Annotated in this window: 14 protein-coding genes; 9 read left to right on the forward strand and 5 right to left on the reverse strand. The window is 63.6% G+C overall.

Going from position 1 to position 13,427, the window contains the following annotated elements:
* Nucleotides 1-132 precede the first annotated feature (132 nt).
* A complete protein-coding gene (locus ISG32_RS07290) occupies nucleotides 133-2,115 on the reverse strand; it encodes a lytic transglycosylase domain-containing protein (protein WP_194770322.1) in 1,983 nt (660 codons plus the stop codon).
* Nucleotides 2,116-2,129: 14 nt separating this feature from the next.
* On the opposite strand from ISG32_RS07290, the gene ISG32_RS07295 reads away from it, so the two are divergent.
* Nucleotides 2,130-2,705 carry a 5-formyltetrahydrofolate cyclo-ligase gene (locus tag ISG32_RS07295; protein ID WP_194770323.1) on the forward strand — a complete coding sequence of 192 codons (576 nt, stop codon included), beginning with the start codon at nucleotides 2,130-2,132 and terminating at the stop codon, nucleotides 2,703-2,705.
* Nucleotides 2,706-2,759: 54 nt separating this feature from the next.
* Here ISG32_RS07295 and queC read toward each other — a convergent pair whose 3' ends face one another.
* Nucleotides 2,760-3,488, reverse strand: coding sequence for a 7-cyano-7-deazaguanine synthase QueC (queC, locus tag ISG32_RS07300; RefSeq protein ID WP_194770324.1), 729 nt, complete (start codon nucleotides 3,486-3,488; stop codon nucleotides 2,760-2,762).
* A 108-nt stretch (nucleotides 3,489-3,596) separates the two neighbouring features.
* Here queC and ISG32_RS07305 point away from each other — a divergent pair, with 108 nt between their 5' ends.
* The 3 genes from ISG32_RS07305 to ISG32_RS07315 all read left to right on the forward strand — a co-directional run bounded on the left by ISG32_RS07305 (nucleotide 3,597) and on the right by ISG32_RS07315 (nucleotide 6,616).
* Nucleotides 3,597-4,289: a glutathione S-transferase family protein gene (locus ISG32_RS07305; protein WP_194770325.1), complete on the forward strand. Its 693-nt coding sequence runs from the start codon at nucleotides 3,597-3,599 to the stop codon at nucleotides 4,287-4,289.
* Nucleotides 4,290-4,952: 663 nt separating this feature from the next.
* Entirely contained in the window at nucleotides 4,953-6,209 is a 1,257-nt protein-coding gene (locus ISG32_RS07310) for a multifunctional CCA addition/repair protein (RefSeq protein WP_194770326.1), read from the forward strand.
* Nucleotides 6,206-6,616 carry a hypothetical protein gene (locus ISG32_RS07315; RefSeq protein WP_194770327.1) on the forward strand — a complete coding sequence of 137 codons (411 nt, stop codon included), beginning with the start codon at nucleotides 6,206-6,208 and terminating at the stop codon, nucleotides 6,614-6,616. Before ISG32_RS07310 ends, ISG32_RS07315 begins: the two co-directional genes overlap by 4 nt.
* 658 nt (nucleotides 6,617-7,274) lie before the next feature.
* Here ISG32_RS07315 and trxC read toward each other — a convergent pair.
* The 3 genes from trxC to ISG32_RS07330 all read right to left on the reverse strand — a co-directional run bounded on the left by trxC (nucleotide 7,275) and on the right by ISG32_RS07330 (nucleotide 9,201).
* Nucleotides 7,275-7,709 (reverse strand): thioredoxin TrxC, encoded by a 435-nt coding sequence (gene trxC / locus ISG32_RS07320; protein ID WP_194770328.1) that lies wholly within the window; start codon nucleotides 7,707-7,709, stop codon nucleotides 7,275-7,277.
* Between the two features lie 169 nt (nucleotides 7,710-7,878).
* Entirely contained in the window at nucleotides 7,879-8,073 is a 195-nt protein-coding gene (locus ISG32_RS07325) for a DUF2905 domain-containing protein (protein WP_194770329.1), read from the reverse strand.
* 12 nt (nucleotides 8,074-8,085) lie between these two features.
* A complete protein-coding gene (locus ISG32_RS07330; RefSeq protein ID WP_407645033.1) occupies nucleotides 8,086-9,201 on the reverse strand; it encodes a class I SAM-dependent methyltransferase in 1,116 nt (371 codons plus the stop codon).
* Nucleotides 9,202-9,219: 18 nt separating this feature from the next.
* On the opposite strand from ISG32_RS07330, the gene ISG32_RS07335 reads away from it, so the two are divergent.
* The 5 genes from ISG32_RS07335 (at nucleotide 9,220) to ISG32_RS07355 (ending at nucleotide 13,363) form a co-directional block, all read left to right on the forward strand.
* A complete protein-coding gene (locus tag ISG32_RS07335) occupies nucleotides 9,220-10,014 on the forward strand; it encodes an SDR family oxidoreductase (protein ID WP_194770330.1) in 795 nt (264 codons plus the stop codon).
* Between the two features lie 50 nt (nucleotides 10,015-10,064).
* Entirely contained in the window at nucleotides 10,065-10,436 is a 372-nt protein-coding gene (locus tag ISG32_RS07340; RefSeq protein WP_194770331.1) for a dihydroneopterin aldolase, read from the forward strand.
* A gap of 245 nt (nucleotides 10,437-10,681) precedes the next feature.
* The gene (gene ttcA / locus ISG32_RS07345; protein WP_194770332.1) at nucleotides 10,682-11,644 is read left to right on the forward strand and encodes a tRNA 2-thiocytidine(32) synthetase TtcA; all 963 of its coding nucleotides are present in this window, start codon (nucleotides 10,682-10,684) and stop codon (nucleotides 11,642-11,644) included.
* Nucleotides 11,645-11,917: 273 nt separating this feature from the next.
* The gene (locus ISG32_RS07350) at nucleotides 11,918-12,658 is read left to right on the forward strand and encodes a DUF4136 domain-containing protein (protein WP_194770333.1); all 741 of its coding nucleotides are present in this window, start codon (nucleotides 11,918-11,920) and stop codon (nucleotides 12,656-12,658) included.
* Nucleotides 12,659-12,841: 183 nt separating this feature from the next.
* Nucleotides 12,842-13,363 (forward strand): DUF2501 domain-containing protein, encoded by a 522-nt coding sequence (locus tag ISG32_RS07355; RefSeq protein ID WP_194770334.1) that lies wholly within the window; start codon nucleotides 12,842-12,844, stop codon nucleotides 13,361-13,363.
* The last annotated feature ends 64 nt before the right edge of the window (nucleotides 13,364-13,427 follow it).

The raw sequence follows: 13,427 nt of genomic DNA on the forward strand, positions 1-13,427 counted from the left end.
GACTGGCGCGTCCCAAGCGAGTGACAGCCGAGCAAGGGCCGCTCCGCAGCGCCGGCCGTGTCCCCCTCCGCTGCGCAACGCGCAGCATCAGAGAGGGGGAAGGCGCGAAGCGACTCAGGGGGTGCCAGCCGTTTACGGCAGGTCTTTGTTCGGCTCGGGTTCCGCCGCGTTGCGCGGCCCCACTGTCCCCAATCGCGACTTGATCGACTGCGGCTGTCCCGTGAGGATGGCCGCATAGTTGGTCGTGTTCGCCAGCACGTTCTTCACGTAGGTGCGGGTCTCGGTGAACGGCACGTTCTCGGCCCAGATCGCCGCGTCGATCACCGGACCGTTGCGCCAGTTGCGCGGGCGACCGGGCCCGGCGTTGTAGGCGGCGGCGGCCAGCGCCATCGAGCCGTCGAAATCATCGAGCGCGAGCTTGAGATACGCGGTGCCGATGGTGATGTTGGTCTCGCGGTCATAGATCATGTCGGGCGTGAAGTCGGTCATGCCGATCTTGCGGGCCGTCCACTTGGCGGTCGCAGGCATCACCTGCATGAGGCCCGAGGCCCCCACATGCGAGCGCGCGTCCATGATGAAGCGGCTTTCCTGACGGATCAGGCCATAGACATAGGCGGGATCAAGGCCGATGCCCTTCGAATGGTCCACCACCGAGCTGCGGAACGGCATCGGAAAGCGCTGCGTCGCGTCAATGAACGACTTGGTGCGCTCGCTGGTGTTGATGCAGCGGTCCCAGATCTCCTGCTTGCAGGCCAAGTCGGCAGCGGCCAGCAGCTCGCGGTCATTCAGGCCGCCGGGGTTGTGCAGATTGGTCGCGTAGTTCCATTCGCGCACACCCTCGCTGCGCAGACCGAGCAAGATGGCATAGAGCCCGCGGTTGAGCCCCGGATTGGCGCGCGCGCCTGCGATCTCTTCGGGCGTGAGCGGCGAAGGTGCCGGTGGTGTGGTCAGCTTCTGGCCGAGTTCCTCGCGCGCCAGCTGCTCGTAGAAGCTGCTGGTGCCCGCGATCGACTCGAACAGACGCTTGGCATTGGCCTTGTCCTCGTCACCAGGACGGTTCGACAAATAGGCGCGGCCACGCCAGTACACCCAGGTGGGATCGGTGCGGCCCATCGCGCTCATCGCGTCGATGCTGCGCGAGACGACCTTCCACTGCCCGGCACGCATCGCGGCGCGCACGCGCCAGCCCAGCATGTCGTCGTTCAGGTCGGCGTCCCGCGTCACATTGTTGAAATAGCCCAGCGCATCGGGCGACAGCGAGTTGGCCGCCTGCTTGCCGATCAGCCCCCAGAGCCAGTTGCGCTCCTCGGCCGAGAGCTGCACGCCCCATTTGTTGTCGAGCATGTTCGCGGCCTGCGCCGGATCGCTCATGGCCATGCGGATCAACGCCAGCACGATGAATTCCTGCTTCATCTTGCCGCGCGCCGTGGCCCGGCCCGTCAGGTATTTCGTGGGCGAGTCGATGGCCTCGCGCAGACCGCCCGCCGCCTCGGGAGCGACAATCTGCACGGCCTTGGCCACCGCGCGCAGACGATTGGCCTCGGCCGCGAGCCGCGCCTTGCGCCAGACGTCGTTGGCCTTGATCTTCTTGTTGGCGTACAGCTCGGACGCCGCATAGGCGCAGCCGTCATCCAGCTCACGCTGTCCGTACCAGTTGCGAAGAATCAGCTCCGCGCCCTCTTCGGTCGCCTTGCCGAGCATCTGGTCAACATTGAGGGCGTAGCACTGCACCTCCTTGTCGTCGCGCATGCGGAACTTGAAGTGCATGTCCATGAACCGCTCCCAGTCGCGACGCTGACCCAGCAGCAGCAGCCAGTCGTTGCGCAGGCGGTCTTCCTGATAGCTGCCCGCGTAGCGTTGCAGGAAAGCATCAACCTCGTCCTGCGTCGCCTCCTCGATCCGCGCCTTGAGTTCCCAGTACGCAGCCCACGGCTCGAGCACGTGTCCACGCGCGCCGGGCAACAGTGCGGTGAGTTTTTGCTTGTCCTTCTGCCTGAACGCTTTTTGCATTTCAAGCAGCACATCATCGCCTCGGGTTTGTGCCGAAACGGGAGCAACCGTACTTGCCAGACTAGCTCCGAGCAGTAACGGTGTCAGAATCTTGAGCCATTGCATTACTGGATTATGTGATGGACAAAGCAGCCCTGCGTCGCGCACTGGTAGAACAACGACTGAATTTGCCCGACAGGTTGGTTCGCACCGACATGTTGCAGCGTGTCATGCGCATCTGGCTGGTCGATCGGCCCGACATCATCATCGGCGCCTACTGGCCCATCAAGGGCGAATTCGACCCGCTTCCGGCCTTGCACCGCTGGAAGGAAGACGGCGAGCTGCTCGACGAACCCCAGCGCCGCCGCATCGGCCTGCCGGTGGTCAACCGCGAACACAAGACCCTTACCTTCCACGCCTGGTACCCCGGCTGCCCGATGGAGGAGGACGCCTACGGCATCCCCAAGCCCAAGGACACCGAGCTGATCGTCCCCACCCTGCTCTTCGTGCCCTGCGTGGGCTACGGCGCGGGCGGCTACCGCCTCGGCTACGGCGGCGGCTTCTACGACCGCACGCTCGCCGCCCTCGAGCCCCGCCCGTTCACCGTGGGGCTGGGCTACACCAACGGCTATGTCGACGAGTTCGAGCCCGAAGCCCACGACCAGCCACTGGACGCCATCCTCAACGACAACGGCGTCGTCTGGCCGGTGGGCTGAACGCTGAACGTGCCTGCGAAAGTCGTCAGTACATTTATTGACGACTTTTACCATTCACGCACGCTGCGCCTGCCACTGCGCCCAACCGCGCGCACGCAGCTCGCACGCCGGACAGGTGCCGCAGCCGTATCCCCAATCGTTCAGGCGGTCGCGCACGCCCTGATAGCAGGTGTGGGTGTCGCGCCGGATCAGCTCGACCAGCCGCGCCCCACCCAGCTCGAAGGCCAACTGCCAAGTCTGCGCCTTGTCGATCCACATCAGCGGCGTCTCGATCAGCAGACGCCGCTCCAGGCCCAGATTGAGCGCCAGCTGCATCGCCTTCATCGTGTCGTCCCGGCAGTCGGGATAGCCCGAAAAATCGGTCTCGCAGACCCCGGTCACGATCACGCTGATGCCGCGCCGATAGGCCAGCGCCCCCGCCAGCGTCAGAAACAGCAGATTGCGCCCCGGCACAAAGGTGTTCGGCAACCCATCCGCCTGCATCGCGAACGCCACATCCTCGGTCAGTGAAGAGCCTCCGATTTGCGCCAGCACATCGAGCGAGAGCAGATGATCCTCCCCGAGCTTCGCGCCCCACTCAGGAAACGCCCCGCGCAACGCCTGCAGCGCCGTCTTTCGTACCTCCAGTTCCACGCTGTGCCGCTGACCGTAGTCAAACCCCAGCGTCTCCACCCGCTCATAGCGCGAAAGCGCCTGCGCGAGGCAGGTTGTGGAATCCTGACCGCCGGAGAAGAGGACGAGGGCGGTCTTATGGATGGCGTTGGGAGCATTCGATAAGGACATGACTGAAGTGAGGACCGACATGGGCCAGAATTAGAACACCGCACGTGCCTCATGCGCCGCGCGCATGTGCCTGCCCTCCTCACGCCACTCCCACGAACGAGGTTCACCATGCTCCAACTCTTCATCGGCAACAAGAACTACTCCTCCTGGTCCATGCGCCCCTGGGTGCTGCTCAAGCAGGCGGGCATCCCGTTCGAGGAAGTACTGGTGCGCTTTGACAGCTTTTCCGAAGGCTCCAAGTTCAAGACCCAGATCGCGCAGGTATCCCCCACCGGCAAGGTTCCCGCGCTGGTCGACGGTGACCTCGCCATCTGGGACACCCTCGCCATTGCCGAATATCTCGCAGAAAAATTCCCGGAAAAACGCCTCTGGCCGCAGGATGCGAAGGCCCGCGCCATCGCACGCAGCGTCTGCGCCGAGATGCACAGCGGCTTCACCGCGCTGCGCAGCCACTGCGGCATGAACATCGAAGCCGACCTCGCCGACATCGGCGCCTTGGTCTGGCGCGACAAACCCGCCGTGCAGGCCGATGTGAACCGCCTCATCGAGATGTGGACCCAACTGCTCGACACCCACAAGGGTCCGATGCTGTTCGGCAAATTCAGCATTGCCGATGCTTACTACGCTCCGGTCTGTTCACGCATCACCACCTATGCGCTGCCCGTGCCTTCTCACATCCGCGCTTATGTGGAGCGGGTGATGGCGTTGCCTGGGGTCCAGGCGTGGGTTGAGGACGCGCTCGCGGAGCACGATTTTGTTCCGTTTGACGAGCCGTATCGGGTCAGGGGGAATGCCGTTTAACTATTGCCTATTGTCTATTGCCCTCGCGCTGGGTCGTGGGGAGATATTCGGCTTTTTGTTCTTGTTTTTGGTTTTTGTTTGAGGGTGGAGGCCGGGAGTTCCGCCCGGCGGCGGAGTCACTTTTTGCTTGCGCGCAAAAAGTAACCCAAAACGCGCTTTTCAATACCCGCGGCAGAACTCGCTTTGCGCTGCGCGCGCCGCTCGGGCAACCGCCGCGAGCTAGTGCTTAACTAAGAGGTGTGTTCGGCACGTCGCTGCGCTCGTGCTGCATCTCGCGACTTCGCGAGATTCCGGGGACGGGCGCGGCGTCATTTGCGCGCGGCGGATCGGACATCAACGCTGAATAGCACAGTGGGCGAACACCACCCCACCCAGCTTTGCAAGAGCCCCGGCACGAGCGAAGCAACGTGCCGCAAACTCCTCTTCAAAACTGATTTCCGGCGGTTGTTCGAGCGGCGCGCGCAGCGCAAAGCGAGTTCCGCCGGAGGACTTCCAAGCGCGCTTTTGGTGACTTTTCGCGCGCAAGCGAAAAGTTACTCGCCCGCCGGGGCGAGACCCGGCCTCTGAACTCAAACACTACGAACCAAAGAAAAAACACCACAAAAAAGCCAACCCACAGGCCAAGCAGCCACACAGCTCAACACCCTGCCCTACACTTGCGCCATGCAAATCTATATGGTGGGCGGCGCGGTTCGCGACCGCCTCATGGGCCAACCGGTGAACGACCACGACTGGGTCGTCGTCGGTGCGCTGCCCGAAGAAATGACGCAGCTCGGCTACACCGCGGTAGGCCGCGACTTCCCCGTGTTTTTGCATCCGCAGACGCACGAGGAATACGCACTCGCGCGCACCGAGCGCAAGAGCGGTCGGGGCTATCGCGGCTTCGTGGTGCAGACCTCGCCGGATGTCACGCTCGAAGAAGACCTCTCGCGCCGCGATCTCACCGTCAACGCCATGGCCGCGCCGCTCGACTGGAGCGGCAACGCCGACGCCGTGGTCGATCCCTACGATGGTCAGCGGGATCTGCGTGACAAGGTGCTGCGCCACGTGACCGACGCGTTTCGCGAAGATCCGGTGCGCATTTTGCGCATTGCCCGCTTTGCAGCGCGTTTTGCCGATTTCAGCGTCGCGCCCGAGACCATCGCGCTCATGCGCGAGATGGTGGCCGAGGGCGAGGTCGATCACCTCGTGCCCGAGCGCGTCTGGCAGGAGCTCTCGCGTGGTCTCATGGAGCCGCGCCCCTCGCGCATGTTCGAGGTGCTGCGCGAATGCGGCGCGCTCAAGGTGCTGCTGCCCGAACTCGACCGCCTCTGGGGTGTGCCGCAACGCGCCGAATACCACCCCGAGGTCGACACCGGCGTGCACGTGATGATGGTGGTGGACATGTCCGCCAGACTGCAGGCACCTGCCGGCGTGCGCCTGGCCTGCCTGATGCACGATCTCGGCAAGGGAACGACGCCCGCCGACATCCTGCCGCGCCATATCGAACACGAGGCGCGCAGCGTCGATCTGGTGAACGCCGTCTGCGACCGCTGGCGCGTGCCCAACGACCTGCACGAACTCGCCGTGCTGGTGGCGCGCGAACACGGCAACATCCATCGCAGCAAGGAGCTCGGCGCCAGCGCGTTGCTGCGCCTTTTTGAACGCTGCGACGCCATCCGCAAACCCGCACGTTTTGAAGAAGCCCTGTTCGCCTGCGAATGCGATGCGCGCGGGCGGCTGGGTTTCGAGAACAATCCTTATCCACAGCGCGCGCGACTGACCCATGCCCTGCAAACCGTGCTCGACGTGAAAACCGGCCCCATCGCGGGGGCCGCAGCCAAACGCGGTCTCAAGGGCGAAGCCATCGGCGCGGCCGTCGCCGATGCAAGGCGCGAGGCCTTGCGCGCATGGCTGTCCAACGAAGCACCGACACCATGACCGAAGAAACCCCGTTGATCCAAACCACCGAGCAACTGCGCGAACTGGCAAACCGTGGCCAATCCGGTGAAGGCTGCGACTGCCACCTGATCCAGTTCCAAGGCTGGGACAGCATCACCGACATGCGCTGGCCCGCCGCCCAGATGCAGCAGATCGCCGACCTGCGCGAGCCCGGCGTGGATGAGCCTACCTTCGAAGAATTCCACCCCCACCGCACCCGCTACGAAAGCCCCGAAGCGCCCATCGCGCTGGCCTACTTTCCGGTCAACCGCAGCACGGTCTGGCGCTGCAGGAAATGCGGCATTCAGGTCATGCGGTACACGGAGTTCGGGGGGTACTACGTGGATCAGCGTGTGCGGGTGTTGAATGCGGCGCTCGTTGTGGATGCGCCTGCACCGACGGTCTGAGGGTCCGCTTATCCAATACGCCATGATGGAGAGGTGCTGTCCTCGTCTGCACGTGGGGGCTGGTATTGGATTTCTTATTTGTTTGCTTGCTTTTTGCTTCTGCTGTTGGCTGGTTTGGGGGCAGAGGCCGGGAGTTCCGCCCGGCGGCGGAGTAACTTTTTGGTCTTGCCCAAAAAGTCACCAAAAATGCGTTTTCAATACCCGCGGCAGAACTCGCTTTGCGCTGCGCGCGCCGCTCGGGCAACCGCCGCGAGCTAGATGTTCACTCGGAGGTGTGTTCGGCACGTCGCTTCGCTCGTGCCGTGCATCTCGCGACTTCGCGAGATGCTGAGACGCCAGTGCTACGCAATTTTTTAATTGCTCGCTGGATCAACTTCGTTCAAAAGAACAGCGGGCATGGGTTACCCAACCCAACTCCACCAACACCCCGGCACGAGCGCAGCGAAGTGCCGCAAACACCTCTTCAAAACTGATTTCCGGCGGTTGTCCGAGCGGAGTGACGAAGGAACGCAGCGAGTTCCGCCGGAGGTATTCAAAGCGCGTTTTTGATTACTTTTTGCGCGCAAGCAAAAAGTGATTGCCCCGCCGGGGGCAGTCCCGGCCTCCGCCCTCAAACCAGCAAACGAGCAAACGAGCAACCAACAAAAGCACAAAAAAATCAAATCAAAGACTCAACCCACCGAACAATCTCCCCGCTCGGCAAAGCCCCAGAAATCCGCCCCAACTCCACCCCCTCCCGAAACACCGCCATCGTAGGAATGCTGCGAATCCCGAACGGAGCAGCCGTCTCGGGATGCGCCTCCGTATCCAGCTTCGCGAACTGCGCCCGAGTCTGCAAAGCCTGAGCAGCCTGTGCATAAGCAGGCGCCATCATCCGGCAAGGCCCGCACCAGGGTGCCCAGAAATCCACTACCACCGGCAATTGGCTGCGCCCGATGTGCTTGGGAAAGCTGACCGCATCCAGATTCACCGGCTCGCCCGTCAGCAATGGCTGATGACAGCTGCCGCAGTTGGCGGAGTCGCCCAGCTGGTCACGCGCGATGCGGTTGGTCTTGTGGCAATGGGGGCAGACAACATGCAGTGAATCGGACATGGCAGATCTCGTGAAGGGCAATGCGAACGTAGACGAACAAACGAACAAACGTGCAGACGTACAAGCGAAAAACAATCAAACGTGAGCATCATGTGGCGATCTCCCACGCTTTTTCAAGCGCTCGAGTACCCTGCGGCGTCATGGCCTACAAGGTCCGTCTTGCCGCTGTTCAGACGTAGCGTGCGATCAGGCTCAGCAGCCCGCTGAGCACCAGCGTGCTCGCAAGGGGAATGAACCAGTCGCGCCCGAACAGGCGGAAGTGGAAATCGCCCGGCAGCCGCCCCAGCCCGAGCTTGCGCAGCCACGGGGTGATGCCGTTGATGAGGATGAGCGCCAGAAAGACGACGACGACCCAGCGGATCATGATGGTGTTGACTCAGAGCCTGTGCGTTCGGTCGCCGTGCGAGAAGCCCATGGGAATCCATGGCTCGCCCACGCCCAGCATGATGACCTTGAACAGCTCGCCCATCTCGTGCTCCATCACGAGCTTGGCGGCCTGCGAGCGCTGCTTCTGCTCGCGCGTCTCCATCTCCTTGGCGATGCCGCAGTTGAGCAGGAAATGCGCCTGGTTGGTGTAGCCGAGCACCTGCAGACCGGCGTCCTGCGCGGCCAGCGCCGTGCCGGTGAAGTTCACGTGCGCGGTGATGTCCTTGAGGCCCACGTCGACCAGCGGATCAAAATCCACCATGTGCGCGCGATGGCACACCAGCGTGCCCATGTGGCGCTGCGGATGGAAGAACTCGGTCTCGGGAAAGCCGTAGTCGATGAAGATGGCCGCGCCTTGCTTCAATCGGTCCGCGATCGTGCGGATGAAGGCCTCGCCCTGAGGCTGCAATTCGGTCAGATAGTCCTGCGGACCCGGCACCTCCACGGGCGGGCGCAGCTCGGTGGGGCGATCGTCAAAGGCAAAACTGCCGTCAGCCGCGATGACCACGCCGCGCTCGCTCCACACGCCGTCCTGCTCGCCGCCCTTGCGGAAGACCAGCTTGACCGGCATGGCGTCCAGCACCTCGTTGCCGACGATCACGCCGTGAAGGTTGTCCGGCAACTGATCCGCCCACGCCACCTGATCGCCGAATTTTTCCAGCGTCTGCTGCTGGCGCGCGCGCAGGCTGCCCGAGAGATCGACGATGGTGTAGCGCTTGACCCGGCTGCCCAGTGCCTCGAGCAGTTGCTTTGCCAAGGCACCCGTGCCCGCGCCGAATTCCCAGACCTCCTCCGTGCCCGAGGCATCGAGCGCCTCGCGCACCTGCTGCGCCAGCGCCCAGCCGAAGAGCGGCGAGAGTTCGGGGGCCGTCACGAAATCGCTGCCCGACTGCGGCATGGTGCCGAACTTCGCCGTGCCGTTGGCGTAATAGCCGAGGCCGGGCGTATACAGCGCCAGCTCCATGAAGCGGTCAAACGCCAGCCAGCCACCCGCCGCGCGAATGGCCTCTTCGATGTGCTGCTTGAGCGCCGTCGTTAAACTTGAGGAATCTATTGATGTGTTCACACCCCCGATTGTCCCCCAATGCCCCCGACCGCACGATCAGCACGACCTCGCACCGTTCTCGTGACCGGCGCCGCCAAGCGCCTGGGGCGTGAAATCGCGCTCGCGCTCGCGGAGGCCGGCTGGCGGGTGGCCGTGCACTATCGTTCGTCGGAAAGCGACGCGATGGACACCGAAGCCCGCTGCGCGGCGCTCTCGGGCGACAGCGCGCGCTTCGCGGCGAACTTCGACGACGAGGCCGACGTGCGCGCCCTGATGCCGCGCGTGGTGGCGCGTTTCGGAGCGGTGGACGCGGTGGTCAACAGCGCTTCGCTGTTCGAGCACGACAGCGTCGACACCTTCAGCTTCGCCTCGCTCGGCGAGCACCTGCGCAGCAATACCGGCGCGCCCATCGTGCTCGCGCAGAGTCTGCACACGCATCTTCGGCAGCGCGCCGAGGCCGGCGAAGCCGATGTGCAGGGCGCCGTCGTCAATCTGCTCGACCAGAAGCTTTGGAACCAGAACCCCGATTTCCTGAGCTACACGCTCTCCAAAGCCGCGCTGGAAGCGGCGGGCACGATGCTCTCGCTCGCCCTCGCGCCGCTGGTGCGCGTAGTCGGCGTGGCGCCGGGGCTCACGCTCACCAGCCACATGCTCGAGACCGAAAAATTCGAGCAGCTGCACCGCCTGAGCCCGCTCGGGCGCTCGTCCACACCCGCCGACGTGGCGGCCACCGTGCAATTCGCGCTCGCCAATCGCTCCATCACCGGCACCACGCTGCTGGTGGACGGCGGCCAGCACCTGATGCGCTTCGAGCGCGATTTTTCCCTGATGTGAGCGCCCCGCGCGTTGGCATCACCCCTTTTTTCTCTTTTGCCTTTTCAGCCATGCACAATGCCGCTGGTACCCAGATCCTGACGCTCACGGGCTTGCGCTTCGACGCCAACCTCGGCATCCTCGCCCACGAAAAAACCGCCCCCCAGCCCATTCAGGTCGACGCCGAACTCAACCTCGGCACCCAGCCGCTGCGCCCAAGCGACGACGACATCCTGCATGTGCTCGACTACCGCAAGGTCCGCCAGATCATCATCGACGAATGCCGCGCCGAACACGTGAACCTGCTCGAGAGCCTGATCGGCAAGCTCGCCCAGCGCCTGATGCAGCTGCCCGGCGTGCTCGGCGTGCGCGTGAAGATCGCCAAACTGGAAATCTTTGACGACTGCGAGGTGGCGATCCGGGTCGAAACCGGGCAGTGGTAAGGCTCCGGGAGCCGTAGGCACGCCAGAAACAAGCCCTTCGAAAGCGATTTCGCGCCTTGCATGCGACAATTGCCGTTTGGCGCGTCCGCGAAACCTGTCCTCCGAAAATCCATCGGTATGCAGTTCGCCTGACGCGCTTTCTGGCCTTGCGGCCAGTTTGTACACAAACCCCGATTGACGACGGAAGCACGCGAAACGCAAGGCAATGCGGTTTTCGCGCGACGACCGGACAGTGGTGAACCGCCATGAACGCTATTACTGACAACCCGTGGATCGCCGACGCTGCAGCCGATGAGGCCGGCGCCGAAGCCGCTGCCCAACCCGGCAAGATCAAGATCGAACGCGAGCAGATCAAGCTCGAGAAGCGCCTGTGCCGCGAGGTCGGCCGCGCGATCACCGACTTCAACATGATCGAAGAGGGCGACCGCGTGATGGTCTGCATGTCCGGTGGCAAGGACAGCTACACGATGCTCGACATTCTGCGCAAGCTGCAAAAGCGCGCTCCGGTGAAGTTCGAGCTGGTCGCCGTCAACCTCGACCAGAAGCAGCCGGGCTTTCCCGACCACATCCTGCCCGAATATTTCAAGAGCATCGGCGTGGAGTACCACATCGAGACGCAGGACACCTACAGCGTCGTCAAGCGCGTGATTCCCGAGGGCAAGACCACCTGCGGCCTGTGCTCGCGCCTGCGCCGCGCGATTCTGTACTCGGTGGCCGACAAGCTGGGCTGCACCAAGGTGGCGCTCGGCCACCACCGTGACGACATCGTGCAGACGCTGATGCTCAACATGTTCTACGGCGGCCGCATGAAGGGCATGCCGCCGAAGCTGGTGAGCGACGACGGCAAGCACGTGGTGATCCGCCCCATGGCCTATGTGCCCGAGAAGGACACGATCCGCTGGTCGCAGTACCAGCAGTTCCCGATCATCCCCTGCAACCTCTGCGGCAGCCAGGACGGCCTGCAGCGCGTGGCCGTGGGCGAGATGCTGCGCGAGTGGGACAAGAAGTTCCCCGGCCGCATCGAGAGCATGTTCCGCGCCATGGGCAACATCGTGACGACACACATGATGGACCCCGAACTGCACGACTTCAAGAACGCCAAGGCCACCGGCATTGCCGATCCGAACGGCGACATGGCCTTTGACCACGAAGAGCTGCCCACTACACCCACCTTGCCGGGCGGCGTGCAGGTTGTTCAGCTTTCCTGAGAGCGTGTCGACGATCTCCACTCGGTCTTGCAAGCGCGGCCTCGGGCGGTCTGCCGCGTTGCAAATCCTCGCAATAGCACGAGCTATTGCTGCGGTTTGCGCCTTGCAGCCCATCCCGATCCGCATCTCGCAAGCCTCGCGCCGAGATCCTCAACACACTCTGAGAACTTGACAGAACTTCGGTAATCCAACAGTCTACGCATTGTTGAGATTGGTTCTCAATTGATGACCCATCTCCCGGGCCCCCAGCCCCGACTGTCCGGATTACCTGTCATGACCCATCTGCCCCGACGCTTTCATCTCTCGATCTTTCTCGGGCTCTTCGCGGCCCTGCTGCTTTCGGGCTGTTCCACCACGCGCCAGGTGGAAAGCAACGTCAACAGCTATTCCACGCTGGCCTCGCTGCCCAGCCCTCCCACCTACCGCCTCGAACGGCTGCCCTCGCAGAACGCCAACGCGGTGCGCTTTGACGCCATCGAATCCCAGGCCCAGCAGGCTCTGGCGACCGTCGGTCTGCAGCGTGACGACCGCAGCGCCAGCCTCGTGCTGCAGATCGGTGCCGAAGCCGGCTTCGTGCCAAATCCCTATTGGAATGCCTACGGATATGGCTACCCCGGCTACGGTCCCTCGCCCTTCTACGGCAGCTTCGGGTTCGGCTTTGGCCGCGGCTGGGGCATTGGCCTTGGCATGGGCGGTGGCTGGATGATGGACCGGCCCACACCACTGCACCACCGCAAGGTCAGCCTGATCCTGCGCGACGCCAGGTCGCAGAAGATCGTCTACGAAACCTCGGCCGTCTTCGAGGATGTCTGGACCGACGACCCCGCCATCTACGGCGTGCTGTTCCGTCAGGCGCTCGCCGGGTTCCCGACCCCGCCGCAAGGCACGCGCATGGTCAGAACACTGGTCGACCGCAGCACCACCGTGCCCGTTCCGGACGCAGCGGCCGTTGCCCCCGCCCCTGTCCCTGCTCCCACCAAGGTTGAATCAGCACCTGCGCCCGCTGCGCGTTGAACACGGCGGGATCACACATCCCGCTACACCTCGCGCGCGGCGATTTTGCAAAGATCCACATTTGCGTGCAAATCATCGTGCTAAGGTCAAGGCACGAAGACCAGCACAGCTGGCGCGAGCTACCGCTCACTCACTCTTTTTCTGCAAAGACCACCGCTCCAATCGTTTCGAAAAGGATCCGACATGAAGAACAAAAACCAGAACAACGGCACGAACCGCATCGCCACCTCCGCACTCCTGTGCGCACTGATGCTCGGCGGGGCCGTCGCCGCACAGGCAGCCGGCCTGGGTGACGCGCTGCGCGACAAGGTGGGCAGCGGCAGCAGCAGCGGAGCGACGGGAAGCGGCGGTTCCGGCTCCATGCTCTCCGGCGCGCTGGGCGGTGGAGGCGACTCCTCGTCCGCAGCCCTGTCCGCCATGGGCCTGTCCGGCTCCGGTTCTGCAAGCAACGCGGCCGGCGTCATCACCTATTGCATGAAGAACAACTACCTCAACGCCGACAAGGCCGCTGCCGTCAAGGACCAGCTCCTCGGCAAGGTCGGCCTCGGCCCGAAGGAAGAGCCCAAGGATGAAGGTTTCCTCAGCGGCGCCACAGGCATGATCACCGGCAAGGACGGCAAGAGTTTCAGCCTCGACAAGGTCAAGGGCAGCGTCAAGGAAAAGGCCTGCGATCTCGTGCTGGACAACGCCAAGTCCCTCCTCTGACAAAAGAAGCAACCCGAATCTCAAGCCGATGCGCCCCGTGGTCCATCGGCTTTTTTCACTCCGT

Source organism: Diaphorobacter caeni (assembly GCF_015354245.1).
Lineage (GTDB): Bacteria > Pseudomonadota > Gammaproteobacteria > Burkholderiales > Burkholderiaceae_C > Diaphorobacter_A > Diaphorobacter_A caeni.